Source organism: Flavobacterium succinicans LMG 10402, from assembly GCF_000611675.1.
Lineage (GTDB): Bacteria > Bacteroidota > Bacteroidia > Flavobacteriales > Flavobacteriaceae > Flavobacterium > Flavobacterium succinicans.
Map to the genome: position 1 here is coordinate 78,647 of NZ_JATV01000017.1, position 20,264 is coordinate 98,910.

17 protein-coding genes are annotated in these 20,264 nt (G+C 34.8%); all 17 read left to right on the plus strand.

What is annotated here, in order from left to right; translation table 11 throughout:
* Positions 1-116 precede the first annotated feature (116 nt).
* The 17 genes from dnaB (at position 117) to AO58_RS0114955 (ending at position 19,799) form a co-directional block, all read left to right on the plus strand.
* The gene (dnaB, locus tag AO58_RS0114870; RefSeq protein WP_024982458.1) at positions 117-1,655 is read left to right on the plus strand and encodes a replicative DNA helicase; all 1,539 of its coding nucleotides are present in this window, start codon (positions 117-119) and stop codon (positions 1,653-1,655) included.
* A 95-nt stretch (positions 1,656-1,750) separates the two neighbouring features.
* Entirely contained in the window at positions 1,751-2,125 is a 375-nt protein-coding gene (locus tag AO58_RS0114875; RefSeq protein WP_024982459.1) for a hypothetical protein, read from the plus strand.
* Between the two features lie 184 nt (positions 2,126-2,309).
* Positions 2,310-2,756 carry a hypothetical protein gene (locus AO58_RS0114880; RefSeq protein WP_244530680.1) on the plus strand — a complete coding sequence of 149 codons (447 nt, stop codon included), beginning with the start codon at positions 2,310-2,312 and terminating at the stop codon, positions 2,754-2,756.
* An 89-nt stretch (positions 2,757-2,845) separates the two neighbouring features.
* A complete protein-coding gene (locus tag AO58_RS0114885; RefSeq protein WP_024982461.1) occupies positions 2,846-3,637 on the plus strand; it encodes a sensor histidine kinase in 792 nt (263 codons plus the stop codon).
* 2 nt (positions 3,638-3,639) lie between these two features.
* Positions 3,640-4,302, plus strand: coding sequence for a response regulator transcription factor (locus AO58_RS0114890; RefSeq protein ID WP_024982462.1), 663 nt, complete (start codon positions 3,640-3,642; stop codon positions 4,300-4,302).
* A 342-nt stretch (positions 4,303-4,644) separates the two neighbouring features.
* Positions 4,645-5,907 carry a hypothetical protein gene (locus AO58_RS0114895; RefSeq protein WP_024982463.1) on the plus strand — a complete coding sequence of 421 codons (1,263 nt, stop codon included), beginning with the start codon at positions 4,645-4,647 and terminating at the stop codon, positions 5,905-5,907.
* Between the two features lie 275 nt (positions 5,908-6,182).
* Positions 6,183-6,944, plus strand: a complete 762-nt coding sequence (locus AO58_RS0114900) for a DUF2490 domain-containing protein (protein ID WP_024982464.1) — start codon at positions 6,183-6,185, stop codon at positions 6,942-6,944.
* A 296-nt stretch (positions 6,945-7,240) separates the two neighbouring features.
* The gene (gene aspA / locus AO58_RS0114905) at positions 7,241-8,650 is read left to right on the plus strand and encodes an aspartate ammonia-lyase (RefSeq protein WP_024982465.1); all 1,410 of its coding nucleotides are present in this window, start codon (positions 7,241-7,243) and stop codon (positions 8,648-8,650) included.
* Between the two features lie 38 nt (positions 8,651-8,688).
* Positions 8,689-9,756, plus strand: coding sequence for a type II asparaginase (locus tag AO58_RS0114910; protein WP_024982466.1), 1,068 nt, complete (start codon positions 8,689-8,691; stop codon positions 9,754-9,756).
* Between the two features lie 39 nt (positions 9,757-9,795).
* Positions 9,796-11,136 carry an anaerobic C4-dicarboxylate transporter family protein gene (locus tag AO58_RS0114915; protein WP_024982467.1) on the plus strand — a complete coding sequence of 447 codons (1,341 nt, stop codon included), beginning with the start codon at positions 9,796-9,798 and terminating at the stop codon, positions 11,134-11,136.
* An 11-nt stretch (positions 11,137-11,147) separates the two neighbouring features.
* Positions 11,148-12,338, plus strand: coding sequence for a porin (locus AO58_RS0114920; protein WP_024982468.1), 1,191 nt, complete (start codon positions 11,148-11,150; stop codon positions 12,336-12,338).
* Between the two features lie 362 nt (positions 12,339-12,700).
* On the plus strand, positions 12,701-13,903 hold the full coding sequence (locus AO58_RS0114925) for a porin (protein ID WP_024982469.1): 1,203 nt from the start codon (positions 12,701-12,703) through the stop codon (positions 13,901-13,903).
* A gap of 152 nt (positions 13,904-14,055) precedes the next feature.
* Positions 14,056-15,669, plus strand: coding sequence for an NAD-dependent malic enzyme (locus tag AO58_RS17350; protein WP_035717897.1), 1,614 nt, complete (start codon positions 14,056-14,058; stop codon positions 15,667-15,669).
* Between the two features lie 276 nt (positions 15,670-15,945).
* Entirely contained in the window at positions 15,946-17,157 is a 1,212-nt protein-coding gene (locus tag AO58_RS0114935) for a porin (protein ID WP_024982470.1), read from the plus strand.
* A gap of 1,261 nt (positions 17,158-18,418) precedes the next feature.
* Complete coding sequence (locus AO58_RS0114945) at positions 18,419-19,174, plus strand: hypothetical protein (protein ID WP_024982471.1); 756 nt, start codon at positions 18,419-18,421, stop codon at positions 19,172-19,174.
* Between the two features lies 1 nt (position 19,175).
* Positions 19,176-19,571, plus strand: coding sequence for a DUF5675 family protein (locus AO58_RS0114950; RefSeq protein ID WP_024982472.1), 396 nt, complete (start codon positions 19,176-19,178; stop codon positions 19,569-19,571).
* A gap of 9 nt (positions 19,572-19,580) precedes the next feature.
* A complete protein-coding gene (locus AO58_RS0114955) occupies positions 19,581-19,799 on the plus strand; it encodes a hypothetical protein (protein WP_255211336.1) in 219 nt (72 codons plus the stop codon).
* Positions 19,800-20,264 lie beyond the last annotated feature (465 nt).

Consider the following 20,264-nt stretch of genomic DNA (forward strand, 5'->3'; position numbering starts at 1 on the left):
GAAGCCTTTGGTTCTCGGACTTTTTTTATGGTTATCAACAAAAAAAGGTTAGTTATGAACATAACACTGTTATAACTCTAACCTGCTTTATCTCTATTTTTATTTAAATTAGCAACATGGAAAATTTTAAATCTATAAACCCTGTAAAAGTGGATCGTTCCACTATTATTAACCTAGAAAAAGGAAAGTTACCTCCGCAAGTCCTAGAAATAGAGGAAGCGGTGTTGGGAGCTATGATGATTGACAAGAAGGGTGTAGATGAGGTTATTGATATTTTGCAACCCGATGCTTTTTACAAAGAGGCGCACAAACACATCTTTGAGGCTATCGTTCAGCTCTTTACAGAATCTCAACCTATTGACTTATTAACAGTTTCGGCTCAGTTGAGAAAAAACGCCAAATTAGACCTTGCAGGAGGCGATTTGTATTTGATTCAATTGACTCAAAAAATTTCATCCTCAGCGCATATCGAATTTCACTCGAGAATCATTCTGCAAAAATTTATTCAGCGTAGTTTGATTCGAATTTCTTCCGAAATTATCGAAGATTCATACGATGAAACCACCGATGTGTTTGATTTGTTAGACAAAGCTGAATCCAAATTATACGAGGTAACCCAAGGTAACGTGAAACGTAGTTCCGAAACGGCGCAAAGTTTAGTGTTACAAGCCAAGAAACGTATTGAAGAAATTGCAGGTCAAGAAGGATTAAGTGGTGTAGCTACTGGTTTTGAAAAGCTAGACAAAGTAACTTCTGGTTGGCAACCTTCGGATTTGATTATTATTGCCGCCCGTCCAGGTATGGGTAAAACGGCTTTTGTATTGTCAATGGCGCGTAATATTGCGATCGATTTTCAAAAACCCGTAGCTGTATTTTCATTAGAGATGTCGTCGGTGCAGTTAATTACCCGTTTGATTTCTTCTGAAACAGGCTTATCTTCTGAAAAACTCCGTACGGGTAAGTTAGAAAAACACGAGTGGGAACAATTGAGTACCAAAGTGAAAAACTTAGAAAAAGCGCCTTTGTTTATCGATGATTCGCCCTCGCTTTCTATTTTTGATTTACGTGCCAAATGTCGTCGTTTGGCATCGCAACACGGCATTAAATTGATCATTGTCGATTATTTGCAATTAATGACTGCTGGTGGTGGTGGAAAAGGAGGAGGAAACCGTGAACAAGAAATTTCGACCATCTCTCGAAACTTGAAAGCCTTGGCTAAGGAGTTAAATGTTCCTGTGATCGCCCTTTCACAGTTATCGCGTGCGGTGGAAACCCGTGGATCTAGTAAACGCCCTTTGCTATCGGATCTTCGTGAATCGGGAGCGATTGAGCAGGATGCCGATATTGTATCGTTTATTTATCGTCCTGAATATTATAAAATTGAAGAATGGGATGACGAGGAGCAATCTCCAACGGCAGGTCAGGCCGAGTTTATTATCGCCAAACACCGTAATGGTGGATTGGAAAATGTGCGATTGAAGTTTGTGGGTAACTTAGGAAAATTCGACAACTTAGAGGATTATAGTAGTGGCTATGACGATTTACCGTCAAGTATGAATCAGGATGACTTTACTAAAAATTTGCCTTCAGCGCATGAAGCCTTTGGTAGTACTTTTAACAATGATCCTGATGATGATAGTGATGTACCGTTTTAATTTATAAAAGATAATTCTTCCTTTTTTTCTTTTCTTAAGTCTTAAAAATACTCTAATTTAGCCCAAACTATTATTAACCAATATATTTTTACGTTATGACTGAAGAAAAATTCCCAGGAAAAATTGAAATCACGTTGCCAACCGCTCAAGAATGGGTAAAAAAATTCAAGGAGCCGAAGGAAAAGGCTAAATCTAAAAAAGTAGACGCCTATTTAATTCCGTTAGAATCGCTACAAATGGTAATGAACCAGCAAATCGATGCTGTTCGTGCCTACAAAGGAATTAATACAGCTGGCGAGGAAACCTTGATGTTGGTAGGAACAGTATTGAATGCTAAAACAGGGATTTTTGAAGACGTTTTTCCAGAAAATGCAGGAGTAGCTAAAACTTTAGGAGATGAGCCAATTGTTTTCGATGGTGGTCGTCCATGCCCTCCTTTTGGAGATCCAGAGAGTCCAATGAATAATTAAGATGGTTGATTTTTTTCTTTATTTAGCATATGGTATTTTATTGCTAAATTTGAGTTTATTTGCCATTAGCTTTTTCAAAAAAGAAAAGGTTAATGGCTTTTTCTTGTTCTATTTGTTATTTGTCACAATCATACAGTTAAGTATGGAAGCATTGTATCATTTGCATATAAAAAATTTATTTTTGATGAATTTATTTTTTATTGGGCAAATGATTTTGTTGGGGTTTTTTTATGGTTCTTTAACTTGTTTGAAAGTGCAAAAAAGGGTAATTTATTGCACAACAGCTTTGGTTTTAACTGGCATAGGAATACAGAGTTGGCTCGATTCTGAGCAATTTTTTCAGTATAACTTGTTCGTTATAGTGATTGCTAATTTGAGTGTCATTGTGTTTGCTGTTATACATTTGTACAATATGCTTACCACCGTAAAGAAATATTACTATTTTACTATTGGTCTTATTATTTACTTATTAGCGAGTACCATGGTTTTTGTAGTTGGAAACATCAATGCTAAATTGAGTAATGAATTCAAGTTTTTACTTTGGATTTTTAATTCAGTCTTAATTGTAATTTACTATTTATTTATTTTGTACGAATGGAAGGTGAGTTTTCTACAAAAAAAAATGCAATAACATACTTTTATATGAAGTATAAGCAATAGTTAATCGTAAAAGCACTATTTTTGACGTTCTAAGAACATAAATTAAATACCACCTAGTGCATGACATCAGCTTCCATTTCTGAAAAAGAGATTGTTTTGGTTATTCTATACACCTCTTTCTTTTTTATGATTTTGGCGGGGATCATTATAGTGTTCTTCTATTTTTCCAGAAAAAAAATTATCCAAAAAGAAATTGAAAAAAAGGATACTGAAATTGCGCACCAAAAAAAGCTATTAAAGGCAGTAATCGAAACGCAAGAAACAGAGCGCAAGCGTATCGCACAAGATTTGCATGATGATATTAGTTCAAAATTGAATGTGGTAGCGTTGAACGCACATTTGTTAACCACTCCTAATCTTTCGGCTATTGAATTGGAAGAAATTAAAACCAATGTTATTACCTTGACCGGAAAGGCTTTGGAGAATTCAAGGAAAATTGCGCATGATTTGTTGCCCCCAGTGCTGGAAAAGTTTGGTTTGGATGCAGGCGTCGAGGAATTGTGTATGGATTTTAGCTCCACCAAAGGCGTACAAGTGGAGTATACTAACGAAGTGACTTTTGAAGAGTCTGATATTCGTAGGCAATTGCATGTGTTTCGAATTTTGCAAGAACTCTTAAATAATTCCATTCGTCACGGTAAAGCTACCAAAATGACCATTAGTTTTAGGCCCGATGGTCAATACGTTAAGTGTTTGTATACCGACAATGGTATTGGTTTTGATGAAAGCTGCGAAGAACATCAAAAAGGGTTGGGATTAAAGAATATTGAAAGTAGAGTTTCATTTTTAAATGGGAGTTTGTCTTTTCATTCTGAAGTGAACAAGGGAGTAACCGTAGAAATTATTTTTTAGCGATGAGTCAAGATATTAAAATTGTATTGGTAGATGATGAAGAATTGTTCCGAAAGGGCTTAGCGTTCATTTTAGGGCGTGAGCCTAATTTCTCTATTCTTCATGAAGCATCCAATGGACAAGAATTGATTTCTTTTTTAAGATCAACGGAGGTCCTTCCTGATATTGTGATTACAGATTTGAAAATGCCTGTTGTTAATGGAGTAGAAGCCACAAAAATCATACATAGAGAATTTCCGGATGTGAAAATTATAGCTTTGACGAGCTATGATACCAAGTCGTTTGTAGCCAATATGATTGATATTGGAGCGGTGTCGTATATGTTAAAAAATGCCTCCCCTGCAGAATTGGTTTTCACGTTGAATGAAGTCGCAAGTAAAGGATTTTATTATTCAGATTATGTTCGCAAGGTGATAAAAGAAGTGGTGTTGTCAGGTAGTAAGTTAAAAAGCCCGTTGGATAAAAGTTTGCTGTCGGATCGAGAGCTTGAAGTATTGCGATTAATTTGTAAGCAAAAAAATGCACATGAAATAGGAGAGTATCTTTTTATAAGCCCAAGAACGGTAGAGGGGCACCGTACGAATTTGTTATTAAAGACCGACTCCAGAAATGTAGCCGGCCTTGTTGTGTATGCTTTACAAAATGAATTAGTCAAATTGGACTAAACTAATTTGGTTAATTGCTCAGTAAAAACTGAAAGGATAGTACATAAAATGCGATCAACAAAATAGTCAAAAAGCAAATAAGTATTTTTTTAAAGGTGCCTGAGTTTTCCACGTGCTTTGGGGTTTGGTTATTATAGTTAACAGTATATTTCATAGGTTTTTCTTTTACTTTTCAAAAATAGTTTGTTTCATTAAATTGATAATAAGTAGTTTTACGTGTTTCTTATTTACTCCTTATTTTTTTGAAAAACAGAAGACTTTTGTTGAAATGGGATACTTTGTTTCTTAGGTATAAAATAGGATAGATCACTTCTTTAATCACTTCGAAATACAGTCGTTGCTATGAATGCTAAATATTTCTATAGTTTTATTTTTTTTACAATCTCAATTGTTGCCAATGCAGGTTTTATCTTGTTACCTATGGATGAATTTTCTCAGCAAAATCATCTAAAAGCTTATGGGATTACGTATTGGTGTTTGGATAAAGACTACAAAGCCAGTTGGTTGCTTAATTACAGAGGAGGCTCTTTTTTATTGCCCGATGCGCCTGAAATCCGAAAAGAATGTAAAATACGCGGGGTGAGTTTCGAATTGATTTCTGATACTGAAGAAGTGGAATTACTAAAACAAATAGCTAGTCCATCTCAAAACACAGAATCTGTTTTGTTAGAAAAAGCGCCTAAAATTGCCGTTTATACCCCTAAGGGGAAACAGCCTTGGGACGATGCTGTAACATTAGTGCTTTCGTATGCTGAGATTCCGTTCACGGCAGTATATGATGAGGAAGTTTTAACGGATCAATTGGTTTTGTATGATTGGCTACATTTGCATCATGAGGACTTTACGGGACAATACGGGAAATTTTATGGAGCCTATAAAAATACACCTTGGTACATTGAGCAAAAAAAAGAAGCTGAGCTATTAGCCAAAAAATTAGGGTATGCTAAAGTCTCGGATGAAAAAGGTGCGGTGGCTCAAAAAATTAGTCATTTTGTGATTGGTGGTGGATTTATGTTTGCTATGTGTTCTGCTACCGATAGTTTTGATATTGCTTTAGCTGCCAATGGAATTGATATTTGCGAAACCATGTTCGATGGGGACGCAAGTGCATCCAATTATCAAGCTCAGTTGAATTTTGAGCGTTCTTTTGCTTTTAAAAATTTCACTTTGGAGCGTCGACCTGAACAATATGAGTTTTCTAATATCGACATGACAGGTAGACGAAAAATTCCAATGGAAAAAGATTATTTTACCTTGATGGAATTTTCTGCAAAATGGGATCCTGTACCTAGTATGTTGTGCCAAAATCACACTCAATTAGTCAAAGGATTTATGGGACAAACCACCGCTTTTGATGCCGAGTTGGTCAAATCAAACATTCTTGTTTTAGGAAGTTGTGAACTTAATGGTGAAGCCCGATACATTCATGGACAAAAAGGGAAAGGTATGTTCACTTTTTATGGTGGGCATGATCCCGAAGATTTTCAACATCAAGTGGGGGATCCAGCTACGGTACTCGATCTACATCCCAATTCACCCGGCTATCGATTGATTTTGAACAATGTATTGTTTCCAGCAGCCAAAAAGAAAAAATTGAAAACCTAATTTTTTGTTTTATATGTGAGCGTTTTATAGAATCCTTATTTGCAGGGTTTAATTCATTCTTTTTTACGTGTTTGTCAGGGATACTTCAGAAAGAGGATTTGATCTTGAAAAATGAAAACGATATCGTGACTATCAATTACTTATAACTGAGAGGGATTGGTTTTTTAGTTATATTTTGGGGTTACTTGCCTTGAAAATGTTTAAATTTGGATTTGAATAGTAAAGGGATCTATTCCAAAAATAGATTCTGAATTTTAATCTTAAATACATATAAAATGTCACGTATTTTTTTAGTTCTGTTTTTATTTACTACCTATATAAATTCAGCACAAACTCCACAAAAAAAAGAAATTAACGATCAAGCACAAACTTGGATAAGTCTTAATACGGTACTAAAATTTAATGACCGTTGGGGAACAATGAATGATTTTCATATTAGGCGTACGGATTTTGCAGATAAAGAAAATTTTTATTTTGCAAGAACGGGGATTACGTATAGTCCGTATCCAAAACTTACTCTCGCTGCGGGTTATGCTCACTTGTGGCTTGCGCCTTCAAAACCGGAATGGTCTAATTTTGCCGACGAAAACAGAATCTTTCAACAAGTATTATATTCATCCAAAATCGGAAACGTTAGTATGTTACAACGTATTCGTAATGAACAACGTTGGCAAGATAAAATGGTAAATGATAGAGCTGTAGACACTCGGTTTACTAATCGTATTCGTTATTTGTTAAGTTTTACAATTCCCGTATTTAATGATAAAAAATTACCTTCCTTAGTTGTAGCAGACGAACTTTTAATGCATTTTGGAAAAGAAGTAGTTTATAATTCAATGGATCAAAACCGTATTTTTATCGGGATTCGCCAAAATATCAATCCCAAATGGAGTTATGATTTTGGATACATGAACGTGATACAACAAAAATATAGTGGTTATCAATATGACTCTAATCACACGCTTCGTCTTTTCTTTTACTTTACCGGTAATACCAAAGATATTTTTCATCATGACCATGCCTCAGGTGACGAGTAGTTGATTTAAGAAAGTAAAATACTATAACTTTATAAAAAGCTAATGTTTAAGATTAAACATTAGCTTTTTTTGTTTTACTTTTGTAAAGTATACATTGTCAGGTAATTGTGTTTTTTTTTGTTTTTGATAACTTTTGACGTGCTTATGTTAACTAAATAGGTATATTATATTAATTTAAGTTAAAAAATATTTAAATTATGCTTTATTGTTATTTTTTGGCTTAAAAATTGATTTTTTGTTAAATATGTTTTATAATTTTACATTTTAATTTTAAACAATCTTAATACTTTTTTAATATGAAATCAACAAGATTAGAACATGACTTTTTAGGAGAATTAGAGATTCCAAATGAATTGTATTACGGCGTTCAAACGTTTAGAGCGGTTGAGAATTTCAACATTACTGGAATTCCAATATCTAAAGAACCTTTATTTATAAAAGCCCTAGGCTATGTGAAAAAAGCTGCGGCATTAGCTAACAAAGACTGTGGTGTTTTAGATGCTACAATTGCTGAGGCTATTTGTTATGGAAGTGATCAAGTAATTGCTGGTAAATTTGATCAAGAATTTGTTAGCGATTTGATTCAAGGAGGAGCTGGTACTTCTGTTAATATGAATGCTAATGAGGTAATTGCTAATATTGGTTTAGAATATTTAGGTCATAAAAAAGGTGAATACCAATTTTTGCATCCTAACAATCACGTTAATTGCTCGCAATCTACTAATGATGCTTATCCATCTGCTTTTCGTATTGCTTTATACCTAAAAATGGAAAGTTTTATAGCGTCACTTTCTGAATTGGAAAAATCATTCACCGCTAAAGGAAAAGAATTTAATAGTGTGCTAAAAATGGGACGTACCCAATTACAGGACGCTGTTCCTATGACTTTGGGTCAAGAGTTTCATGCTTATGCCACTACAATTAGCGAAGATATTAAGCGTCTAAAAGAGGCTCAAAGTTTAGTGCTCGAGATTAATATGGGAGCTACGGCCATTGGGACTAAAGTGAATGCACCAGAAGGTTACCCAGAATTATGTGTAAGTTATTTAGCCAAAGAGGTAGGTATTCCTTTGTCATTATCACCAGATTTAATTGAAGCTACTGTAGATACTGGCGCCTATGTTCAAATTATGGGAACCATGAAAAGAACAGCAGTCAAAGTGTCTAAAATTTGTAATGATTTACGATTGTTAAGTTCAGGGCCACGAACTGGTTTTAATGAAATTAATTTACCAGCAAGACAACCAGGTTCTTCTATTATGCCAGGAAAAGTAAATCCAGTAATTCCAGAAGTAGTAAACCAAACATGTTTCTATGTAATTGGTCAAGATTTAACCGTTACTATGGCAGCTGAGGCAGGACAATTACAATTAAACGTGATGGAGCCTGTAATCGCCTTTGCTATGTTTACCTCTTTGGATTACTTAACTAAAGCCATTCATACTTTAATTGATAAGTGTATTGTTGGAATTACAGCCAATGAGCAACACTGTTATGATTTAGTGATGAATAGTATTGGTATAGTAACGCAGCTCAATCCAATTTTAGGGTATGAAGAAAGTGCAAGTATAGCGGGAGAGGCTCTTAAGACAGGCAAAAGCGTACACCAAATTGCTGTAGTAGAACGCAAATTAATTACTCAAGAAAAATGGGATGAAATCTATTCTATAGAAAATTTGATTAATCCAAGGTTTATTAACGCATAAGTTAATCTTACTTATTTTACAAATATAAATTTATTATGATGAAAAAAATTATTTCAATTGTATATGTTGCAATTTTGACTTTCTCTATTGCAACGAATGCTCAAAAAAATACAGATAAAAATGCACCAAGAATTATCATTTTAGCAACGGGAGGAACCATTGCAGGATCAGGTGAATCAGCTACTAAAGCAGCCTACACTGCAGGAAAGGTGCCAATTGATGATTTGTTAAATGCTGTTCCAGACATTCACAAATACGGAAAAATTTCAGGAGAGCAAATTGCACAAATTGGAAGCCAAGACATGAACGTGGTGACTTGGTTGAAATTAGCGAAAAGAATCAATCAAATTTTTAAAGATAATCTAGCCGATGCAGTAGTGGTAACTCATGGAACGGATACACAAGGTGAAACGGCTTACTTTTTAGATTTAACTGTTACGTCTGACAAACCTGTTGTTCTTGTTGGAGCAATGCGTCCTTCTACTGCTATGAGTCAAGATGGAAATCGTAATTTATTGGATGCTGTAATGGTAGCAGCCAACCCAAAAAGTCAAGGCAAAGGAGTAATTGTAGCTATGGACGAAAAAGTCTTCGATGCTAGAGATGTTACTAAAACAAGTACCACCAATTTAGAAACGTTTAGATCTACCAATTTTGGTCCAATTGGTTTGATATACGATGGTAAAGTTAGCTACTACTACCAGTCATTACGTAATCCCTCCAAAAAATTTGATGTCAGTAAATTGAATGAACTTCCAAAAGTAGAAATAGTATACGGTTATGCTGATGCTAGTCCTGAAACAGTTTCTAATTTGTCTACTATTCCCGCTTTAAAAGGATTAGTGTATGCAGGTATGGGAAATGGTAATTTTGGGGAACCTGTTGGAAAAGCCCTAGCGGATATTTCTAAAAAAGGAGTAGTGGTATGTCGTTCTGCTAGAGCAAATTCAGGAAGAATCACTTTAGAAAATGAAGTAAATGATGCTGAATTAGGCTTTGTAGTAGCCGATGATTTGAATCCACAAAAAGCAAGAGTTTTATTGATGCTTTCTTTGACTGAGACTTCAGATAGAGCTAAAATTCAAGATAATTTTTTTGAATACTAGAATCCAAATTTTTAAGAATCAAATTAAAAAACACCGTGTATGTTTTGGATAGAGTTTAGTGTTTTATTGGCGATGATCCTTATTGGTTCGCAAATGAAAGGCATTGGTCTTGGGGTGATGGGTATGGTAGGATTGCTCATTTTTATATTAGGATTTAATATGAGACCTACCAATCCACCATTAGATGTAATGTTGATAATAATGGCCATCGTAACTACTGCTGCAACACTTCAGGCTTCTGGAGGTTTAGATTATTTAGTGCAATTGGCCGAGAAAATAATTAAAAGTAACCCTTCAAACATCACTTTTATAGCTCCCTTTACGGTGTTTTTTCTTTGTTTGTTTGCAGGTACAGCCCATATTGTTTATTCCTTGTTGCCTATTATTGCTGAGGTGGCGGCTAAAAAGCGTATTCGACCTGAAAGACCATTGAGTATTTCGGTAATTGCTTCACATTTGGCTTTAACAGGAAGCCCGATGAGTGCGGCAACTGCGGCGTTGGTAGTAATTTTAGGGTATCCAGGAGCCTTGGTAGACATCATGATTATCTGTATTCCTGCTTGTTTGATTGGGCTTACGGTGGGGTGTTTTTCTGTCTATAAAAAAGGAGTTGAGTTAGTAAATGATCCTATTTTTATCGAGAAGATGAAAGACCCACAATTTGCAGCTAGTTTGGATAGTGATGATGTAGCGCAGCAAAAAGAATTAAAACCTGGAGCCAAAACTGCAGTTCTTATTTTTTCAGTAGCTATTTTAATGATCGTTATTGCAGGTGCATTTCCAGAGTTAGTGCCCCATTTTGAAGCGGGAGCTAAAACTTTAGCTGTAAACGAGAAAGGATCTTTGACAATGGTAACTATTATCGGAGTGGTTACTTTATCCGCTTCGGCTGCTATGATGTTGATTACCAAAACGAGCGCTGCTGAAGTTACTAAGATGAGTTTATTTACTTCGATGGCCTCTGCGGTGGTATCTGTTTTTGGAGTGGTTTGGATGAGTTCAACATTCATGGGACACAACGCAGTATTGATTCAAGATGTTTTGGGCGGCGTGGTAAAAGAGCATCCTTGGACTTTTTCAATAGCCGTTTTTGCGCTTGGAGTACTGATGTTTAGTCAAGCTGCAACTACTAAAACTATGATGCCTCTGGGAATGGCTTTAGGTCTACCACCAGGAGCATTGATGGCAATTTTCCCTGCAGTAAATAGTGATTTTGTTTTGCCTGGGTATCCAACTCTTTTGGCGGCTATTAATTTTGACAGAACCGGTAGTACTAAAATTGGTAAATTCGTTGTTAATCATAGTTTTATGGTGCCAGGTGTAGTCGCAATTGGTGTTGCTATTGCCGTAGGTTTTTTATTGGGTTCATTTATTCTTTAAATATATAATTTATGAAAAAAGTATATTTTTTACTTATGGTTTGTTTTTGTTTCAATGCCAGTTTTGGCCAAGATAAACAAACAAACGAAGGTGTGCTTTCAAATCGAGACACCATACGATCAATAATTCCAATAAAAAAACAATCGTTGTTAAGGGATGTCGATGTGATTTTTAACACTAGAGTGGCTTTCAATAGTGGTTTTTTAGATGGAAGTCATACAGGGTCAAAATTCAATTACGATCAATTACGTCTTGAAATTAAAGGAAAAATTCATGAAAAAGTCTCTTTTAGATTCCGTGATAGATACACTAGAGAACCTATACCAGGAAATCTTGATAATATCAGTAGATCTGTAGATATGGCTTTTGTAAAGGTTGATCTTTCTCCAAGAACCAATTTTACTATCGGTAAAATGTGTGCCGATTGGGGAGGATACGAATTTGATTTTAACCCAATTGATATTCTTACCTATAATGATATTATCGAAAATGCCGACAACTTTTTAGTAGGGGTTGGAGTGGCTCATACTTTTGCCGATAAGAAAAATTCATTATCATTTCAAATCTTAAACTCAAGAACGAAAACTTTTCAAGAACAATACGGGGCAACAGCACCTCCAGATATAACGCCTTCTAAAGCGCCTTTAGCTTTCGTGGCCAATTGGAGAAGTAGCTTTTTTGATGGTAAATTAGAAACTACCTATAGTTATAGTTTCTTTAATGAAGCCAAAAATTCTCATATGAATTACTTTGCTCTTGGAAACAAGTTTACTGCAAATAAATTGGTACTTTATTATGATTTCCAATACAGCAAAGAAAATATTGATCGTAAGGGCATTGTGTCAAATATCATAAGTAGTCAATACCAATATGCTGCACAAGACGCGACATATCTTGAAAACTGGCTGCGTGCAGAATATCTAGTGACTCCAAAAGTGAATTTGCTTTTGACAGTGATGAATAGTAATCACTCTTGGGAAGGGAATCCCGATGCTAACGGATGTTCGAAACTTTCAACTAGTTATGGGATTATTCCAACCGTTCAGTTTATGCCCTTCAAAGATCATAATATTCGATTTTACCTAGCCTATACCGCTAGAAAATTTAATTACACGAAATATGCCGAAACTACCTTTGGGGTAAAAGATTACTCTACGGGACTTTTAGGAATTGGGTTAGTAGCACCGTTGTTGGTGTTGTAGTATTTACTGCTTTAACGGTGTAGAACTAGAATAGGTTTGTGTTTTTTTGGAGGAAGTAATCGTTTTTTTTCCGGTACTGTTGTGGTGCCATAAAATGGTTCTTTTTTAACCCGTTGGGTGAAATTACCAAATAAGCGTGAGTTTGAGGACTATTTTTTATGCGGAAAAGAGCAATATAAATGACATTTGGTTTGTCAGGTTGAGCGCAGTCGAAACCTTTCTTAAACAAAAACGTCAGTTCGAGTGTTTTTTAATGAAAGTTTATCTTGTTCTAGATATATTTTTATTAAAAAACACTCGAACTAATTAAAAAAAGCTTCAAAAAACTAATTTCACCCAACGGTTTTTCTTAATATTAGATTATGAAAATTCAATACTTCATAGTGCTCTTGTTTTTTTGGTGGTGCAATTCTGGCTATGGTCAACAAATTCAAAAACAAACTACAGAAGGTGTTTTGTTAGTACCTGACTCTTTACGTTCCATTATTCCTATTAAGAAGCAAGGTTTATTGAAGGATACGGATATAATTTTTCATACTCGCTTTGGGTTAGATTCCTATAGTAATAATGCAGAGCATATGCTAACCAACTTCAAAGGCAGTCAATTGCGGATAGAATTTAAGGGGAAAATTCACGAAAAGATCCATTTTCGCTTTAGAGAACGATTCACACAAGAACCGATTCCTGGCAATTTAGATAATATTAGCACAGCAGTAGATATCGCTTTTCTCAAAATCGACGTGACACCTAGAACACATCTAACAGTGGGAAAATTATTTGCAGATTGGGGCGGATATGAATTTGATTTTAATCCCTTGGATATTATGCAGTACAACGATATTCTACAAAACTCAGATGCATTTTTAGTTGGAGCGGGGATTGGGCATACGAATGCCAATAAACAGCATTATTTTTCCTTTCAAGTACTCAATTCTAGAACAAGAACTTTTGAAGAAATTTACGGACAATACATTCCACCGGGTATTCAGCCTGTAGCAAATCCTTTGGCTTTTGTTGGTAATTGGCGCGGGAGCATGTTTAAGGGAAAATGGCAAACTACTTATAGTTATAGTTTTTTTAATGAAGCATCAGCTGCTGCCAAAATGCATTATTTTGTGCTAGGGAATAAGTTGCAATGGGATAAGTTCTTATTGTATTATGATTTTCATTATTCCCGTGAAGGATTAGATCGAAAAGGAATCATTTCTAGAATAATAATACCAAAGTACAATTATGCTGCAACAGATGTTCGATATATCGAAAATTGGATCAGAGGTGAATACTTAGTTACTCCAAAACTAAGTTTTATACTCACTCTGATGAACAGTAATCATCGATGGAATGATAATCCAGATCCCGAAGGTAACCAATTGTTGTCGAGAAGTTTTGGATACATTCCAACGATTGAATATTTGCCTTTCAAAAATTTGTATTTAAGATTCTTTGCCTGTTTTGTTGGTCGAACATTTAACTATACTTCCTATGCTGAAACTACTTTTGGAGCCAAAGATTATTCCACCGGACAATTCAGCATCGGAGTTGTAGCTCCTATAAATGTGTTGTAATATTCAATTTGGAAGGAGAAAAATAGAGCTATGGGGTGTAACTTAAGTTCATAAGAAGTTCTTTTTGTTTTTAGAAATGAAATAAAGTTCTATTTCAGGAATACATTTTGTTATTCTAGGGCTTAAATTAGTAACGAATTAATCATGAAAGTATGGAAAGAGTATCGGGTTATGACATTTTACGGAATCCTAAGTTAAACAAGGGGACAGCCTTTTCAATGGAAGAAAGGGAAAAATATAATTTAATTGGCTTACTTCCTGAAGCGATAGAAACTATTGATAATCAAGTTGAAAGAGTGCTTAATCAGATAAGTAGGTTAAACAAACCGATTAATAAATACATTTTTTTGATGCAATTGCTCGAAAATAACGAACGATTGTTTTTTAAAACGGTTTCAACTGCCCCGAAGAAATTCTTACCTATTGTTTATACACCCACTGTTGGTGAAGCTTGTCAACATTTTGGACAAGTTTCTAGACGACCCCGAGGAATGTATATTTCAATTGAGCAAAAAAATAATATCAAAGAAATTATTAAAAATTGGCCTGAAGAGGATGTGCGTTTCACTGTTGTAACAGATGGAGGGCGTATTTTAGGTTTAGGAGATTTAGGTATTTATGGAATTGGTATTTCAATAGGTAAGTTGATTTTGTATACCAGTTGTGGAGGAGTTCCTCCAGAATATACTTTGCCTATAGTACTTGATGTAGGAACAAATAATGAGGAGTTCTTAAATGATCCTTTATATCCTGGATTAAAAAGAAAAAGAGTTAGAGGAAAAGAGTTTGATGATTTTGTGGCAGCATTTGTGGCAGCAGTCAATGAAGTTTTTCCTAAAATATGCATTCAGTGGGAAGATTTTCCCGGGGTAGATGCCATTCGTATTTTGAATACGTTCAAAAATAAAGTGTGTACTTTTAATGATGACATTCAAGGAACGGCAGCTGTAGCAACGGCAGGTTTTATTGCTATCAGTCGATTAACTAGCAAAACGTTCAAAGAGCAACGTTTCTTGTTCTTAGGAGCTGGAGCCGCTGCTTTTGGAATTGCTGATATGTTGACAAATAAATTCATAAAAGACGGCTTATCTAAAGAAGAAGCTTTAAATCGAATCTGGATGTTTGACATCAATGGTCTTATTGTAGAAGAAAGAACAGATTTGTTAGAACACCAATTACAATTTGCTCATAAAGGTAAACTATGTACCAGTTTTGCAGAAGCAGTTCTTTCTGTAAAGCCAACCGCCATTATTGGGGTGAGTACTGTGGGAGGAGCTTTTAATCAAGAAGTAATTGAAAATATGTCTTTGGTGAATGAAAGACCGATCATTTTTCCTTATTCCAATCCAACCTCACATTCTGAATGTACGGCAGAACAAGCTTACAAATGGAGTAAGGGCAAGGCTATTTTTGCGAGTGGTAGCCCTTTTGAGCCAGTAGAATATGAAGGAAAGGTTTTCTATCCTGGACAAGGTAATAATATTTACATCTTTCCAGCACTTGGCTTAGCCGTTTTTGCGACCGAAGCCAAAAGAGTTACTGATGATTTGTTATTGGTTGCCGCAGAGGCGGTTGCAGAACAAGTTGCTATCGAAGATTTTGAAAAAGGCTTAATTTATCCTAATATTTCAGATATTTTAGAAGTTTCTTTGAATGTTGCGGTTAAGATTACAGAAGAAATTTTCAATGCTGGTTTAGCTACTGTAGAACGTCCAGAAAATATTAGAGAATTCATTAAGACTAAGATGTATGTCCCTCAATATTAAAGTAAGTCATGATGCAAATGGGGAAATAATAGGGCTTCTGGGTCTTGAAATTGTTATGAAATCATTGATTTTGTAATGGTTTTGACAAAAAAACATTTGCCGAGGTAAATGTTTTTTTTGTTTTCATCTCTTTTTTTGGTTTTATATAAATCAAAAAGTAAGTGTATTACATATTCTTTTACAATTGGAACTAGTATATTTTTTTTGGGAATAATTCTATGTTTTCATTCTAAGAAACTAATTGCTTTGTATTGCTTCTAAAAAAAACTATAAGTAATGAACAAATACTTTATTTATATCATATTATTTTTTTATCCAATTTTAGCAATTGGACAAGTTGAACAAATGGGACAAATGGAAAAACAATCAAATGAAGGGGAACAGTTTGTTGTTGATTCTGTCCAATCTTTGTTTCCTGTTTCAAAGCTGACTTTGCTACGGAATGTTGATTTTATATTTAATTCTCGTTTCGCTTTTGGTAGTAACTTTTTAGACGGAAATCATAACGTATCAAAATTTAATGTGGATCAATTTAGATTTGAAATTAAAGGAAGGATTCATGATAAAATCCGGTTTAGATTTCGGGATAGATTTACTCGAGAATCCGAAATTGGAAATCTTGATAATGTCAAAAGGTCTATAGATTTGGCTTTTGTAACTGCTGATTTAACTCCAAGAACCAGTATTTCTATCGGAAAGTTAGTGGCCGATTTCGGGGGATGGGAGTTTGATATGAATCCAATTAACATATTGGCATACAACGATATTGTGGGAAATTCGGATAATTTTTTAGTTGGAGTCGAAATTTCACATTCTTTCAAGAATAAAAGTAATGCTCTTTCTTTTCAAATTTTAAATACTAGAACAAAAACTTTCGAAGAACAATATGGTGAAACGGCTCCACCTAATATTGCTGCTTTAGACTATCCCTTAGCATTTGTGTCGAATTGGAGGGGCAGTTTCTTTAATAAAAAATTTGAAACTACCTATAGTTATTCTTTTTTTCACGAAGCAGATGGGGTTAGTATGAATTATATTGCTCTAGGAAATAAATTCAAATCAAAGAATTTTATTTTGTACTATGATTTTCAATACTCTCATGAAGGGTTGGATCGTAGAAAAATTGTATCAAATATTATCAATAGCCAATATCCATATGCTGCTGAAAAGGCACTTTACATCGGACATTGGATGAGGGCTTGTTACTTGATTAAACCAAAAATTAATTTACTTTTAACGCTGATGAATACCAATTTTTATTGGGAAGGCAATCCTGACCCTATTGGAGAATCTAGACTAGCTTCCAGTTATGGTGTGACGCCAACAGTTGAATATTTGCCTTTTAAGAATCTTAACATGAAATTTTATGTAGGTTATGTCGCTAGAAAATTCGAGTACACCAGCTATGCTAAAACGGCTTTTGGCGCAAAGGATTATACAAGTGGTATGCTTAGTTTTGGGATTATTGCGCCATTATTAGTTTTGTAATTGGTATTGGTTTGGCTAGCCTCGTAATATAATCGAATCATTTGATTCTATTGTTTGCACAATTTGAATAGGAATGGGCTTTAGCCCATTCACTAAAATAAGTTTTGTATTCGGGCTTTAGCCAAAACTTTAATTTAAAACGGTAGGAAGCCAATAACAGGAAGTCAATTCCAAAAAGGCATAAAAAGGTTTAATAGTCAAAAATGGTTGGTAAAAATGCTGTGAAGCTTTGTAAAATATGATATTCCCAAAAGTTTATTGAAATTCGTTTCAATAAACTTTTTTTATTTATGAAAAACTCAAAAAAAAGCGCTGCCCAACATGTAAAGGTCTTCAAACAATTAAGTAAGAATCAAGTGAAGCGTATCTTGAACTATACTGTAAGATGTTTATTGGTTTTACTTCATTTTAATCTTTTTTAATTAAATAAAGTCTTTTTTTTATTATTTGTACTTTCTTCAATAAAGTACTGCCAAATTGTATAAGTGTATTATATTGATAATAATTTGTTTAAAAGCAAGAAACAACTTTTTTTATCAGAAACCGAAAGCTTTTGGTACTCTAACTTTGTTCAAACCTTTTCAATTAATTTTTGAATTTGTATATCAATTCTTCCATATTGAATTTTGTTTTCTGCTTTTTTATTTAGCTACTTTCCTAAAAAAAATTGAACATATCCAAATAATGTTCAGGCTTTTTTAAGTAGTAAAGTCTTGAAATTTCAGGCACTATACACAGATTGCCCTATAATCTAAAAAAAACAACACTAGTAATTGAACTAGTGTGTTGAAAGGATACAAGCTTAGCAGACGTTTGACTGTTTAAAATTATCCAACGATACAACGTGCTACATGCTCTATCTTAAGTCCAGTATACTCGCAAAATTCTTCAACAGAGATAAGTTGATGAGGCGCTTTGTTAAAGTGCTTCTTTATTTTCAACAAATACAATCTTGCTTGAGCATATTCTTTTCCCATAATGCGCTGCACGTCTTTCGGATAGATACATACCCTGATGCTGCTTTGAATCACTATTGATGTTTTATGGATACTTGCTTGTTAAGCAACTCAAATATAGAAAAAACAACTAATAAAAAAAAAGATGATAAAAGTCGATTATTTATGGTTTTGATTGGTTTTGAAAAGAGGCTGTTTGAATAAAGACATTTTTGATTGAATATTTGCTCAACTCATTCAGAAGTAGTTGCAACTCAAAGAAGAATGAAAAGTGTATTTAATTAGTAACAGTAAATTTTTAAGTTATGGCTAAACAAAATGGCATAATAAAATTGAAAGGGACTATCGGAGATATTACCTTCTATAAAACAAAAGACGGGCATTTAGCTCGTGAAAAAGGCGGTGTAGACGCCAACAGAATAGCAAATGACCCTGCATTTCAAAGAACACGTGAGAATGGTTCCGAATTCGGAAGAGCAGGCAAAGCGGGCAAAATGTTGAGAGTGGCTTTACGTCAAGTGTTGGTAAATTCATCAGATGCTCGAATGGTGAGTCGTTTGACACAATCCATGACGAAAGTCATTCAGGCTGACGCGACCAACCCAAGGGGGTTACGTAATGTGATTGATGGGGAAGCAGAGTTGTTAACGGGTTTCGAATTCAACATAGGAGGGAAGTTAGGAACAACTTTGTTTGCTCCTTTTGAAGCGAATATTGACCGAGTTTCTGGGAATATCGGATTGACTTTGGCTCCCTTCGTTCCTGCCACCATGATTACTGCACCTGCAGGAACTACTCATTTCAAAATTATCTCAGCTGGAGCAGCTATCGACTTTGAAGCAGAGAAGTTTGAAGTGACTACTTCAGAAACAGCGGTTTTACCATGGGATAGTACACTAACTGCACCCATCACTCAAGACAATGCAGTAAGTGCTAATAGTACCAATCCGTTGTTCTTAGCTTTAGGAGTAGAGTTTTATCAAGAGGTAAACGGACAAATGTATGCCTTGAAAAACGGAGCGTATAACCCCCTTTCTTTAGTACAAGTAGTCGGGTTGTAATATGGTGATAGTACTATCAAGAAGCTATTTCCCCAACGGAACAAACGGTAAACTCGAAAGCGACGGTAAGCTCATTTGTTATACAATTGAATTACCTTGGAAGGAAAACGAAACGAAGGTTTCCTGCATTCCTGAGGGGGAATATGGTATCAGAAAAAGATACAGCAGAAAATACAAATGGCATTTAGTAATAATGGATGTACCCAGTAGAAAGGGAATTCTTCTACATCCCGCAAACAATGCTCAATCTGAATTAAAAGGCTGTATTGCTCCAGTAACCAAACTTTCAGGTGCTGGAGTAGGGTTAATGTATAGAAAAGCTTTTGTCAAGCTAAAAAAACTAGTAGACAAAGCACTAGGCAGTAAAGAAAAAGTAACATTAATTATTCAATCTTAAAAGCATAGAATGATGAGAAAAATAATCAAAAGAGCTACGGCTCCCACACCAAAGTTTTTTAAAGTGCTTCGAACGCTTGGGTTAACATTAGCTGCTGTTGGTGGAACAATTATAGCTGCACCAATTGCCTTACCTGTTGTGGTTTCTACCATTGGTGGATACATGGCAGTTGTAGGTGGTGTCCTTTCAGCTACAAGTCAGCTGACCATAACAGATGACAGTCAATAATCCCACCCTTAAAGGGACAGCTGGTGGTACATTTTTAAGTATGATACCCAATCTTTCTTCTGATGATATTGTCAAAACAATAATTTTAGCAGCTATAGGAGCTGTAGTCAGTTTTATGATTTCGTTACTACTTAAAAACCTAAATAAGAAGCACAGAAAATAGTGTAACTCTAGTTTAACCAATAGGGAAAACAAATAGAAAGCCAAGTCATAAGACTTGGCTTTCTTGTTTTATGACTTACGTGTTTATTAAAAAGTGAAACGGCTAAAGAACTAAGAATAGTAATACTTTCAACATTGCTATCCGAAAGTTTTAATGAATGAGCATAAAATACCTTGTTACCCATTATAAATAGGCGTTTACTTTTTTATTATGCTGAAAATAAGTCAGAACTGAATTTTAATTCTGGTTCTGATCTTATTTTTTTGGCTCCATCTCCAACCTGATTGCAGATATAATCTAAA

What these genes read in the sequence shown, in the direction of transcription:
- AO58_RS0114945 (WP_024982471.1), top strand. Translation starts at nt 18,419, where the DNA reads ATGGCTAAACAAAATGGCATAATAAAATTGAAAGGGACTATCGGAGAT.
- AO58_RS0114955 (WP_255211336.1), top strand. Translation starts at nt 19,581, where the DNA reads ATGATGAGAAAAATAATCAAAAGAGCTACGGCTCCCACACCAAAGTTT.
- AO58_RS0114875 (WP_024982459.1), top strand. Translation starts at nt 1,751, where the DNA reads ATGACTGAAGAAAAATTCCCAGGAAAAATTGAAATCACGTTGCCAACC.
- AO58_RS0114935 (WP_024982470.1), top strand. Translation starts at nt 15,946, where the DNA reads ATGAACAAATACTTTATTTATATCATATTATTTTTTTATCCAATTTTA.
- AO58_RS0114885 (WP_024982461.1), top strand. Translation starts at nt 2,846, where the DNA reads ATGACATCAGCTTCCATTTCTGAAAAAGAGATTGTTTTGGTTATTCTA.
- AO58_RS0114950 (WP_024982472.1), top strand. Translation starts at nt 19,176, where the DNA reads ATGGTGATAGTACTATCAAGAAGCTATTTCCCCAACGGAACAAACGGT.
- dnaB (WP_024982458.1), top strand. Translation starts at nt 117, where the DNA reads ATGGAAAATTTTAAATCTATAAACCCTGTAAAAGTGGATCGTTCCACT.
- AO58_RS0114920 (WP_024982468.1), top strand. Translation starts at nt 11,148, where the DNA reads ATGAAAAAAGTATATTTTTTACTTATGGTTTGTTTTTGTTTCAATGCC.
- AO58_RS0114890 (WP_024982462.1), top strand. Translation starts at nt 3,640, where the DNA reads ATGAGTCAAGATATTAAAATTGTATTGGTAGATGATGAAGAATTGTTC.
- AO58_RS0114915 (WP_024982467.1), top strand. Translation starts at nt 9,796, where the DNA reads ATGTTTTGGATAGAGTTTAGTGTTTTATTGGCGATGATCCTTATTGGT.
- AO58_RS0114925 (WP_024982469.1), top strand. Translation starts at nt 12,701, where the DNA reads ATGAAAATTCAATACTTCATAGTGCTCTTGTTTTTTTGGTGGTGCAAT.
- aspA (WP_024982465.1), top strand. Translation starts at nt 7,241, where the DNA reads ATGAAATCAACAAGATTAGAACATGACTTTTTAGGAGAATTAGAGATT.
- AO58_RS0114900 (WP_024982464.1), top strand. Translation starts at nt 6,183, where the DNA reads ATGTCACGTATTTTTTTAGTTCTGTTTTTATTTACTACCTATATAAAT.
- AO58_RS0114895 (WP_024982463.1), top strand. Translation starts at nt 4,645, where the DNA reads ATGAATGCTAAATATTTCTATAGTTTTATTTTTTTTACAATCTCAATT.
- AO58_RS0114880 (WP_244530680.1), top strand. Translation starts at nt 2,310, where the DNA reads ATGAATTTATTTTTTATTGGGCAAATGATTTTGTTGGGGTTTTTTTAT.
- AO58_RS0114910 (WP_024982466.1), top strand. Translation starts at nt 8,689, where the DNA reads ATGAAAAAAATTATTTCAATTGTATATGTTGCAATTTTGACTTTCTCT.
- AO58_RS17350 (WP_035717897.1), top strand. Translation starts at nt 14,056, where the DNA reads ATGGAAAGAGTATCGGGTTATGACATTTTACGGAATCCTAAGTTAAAC.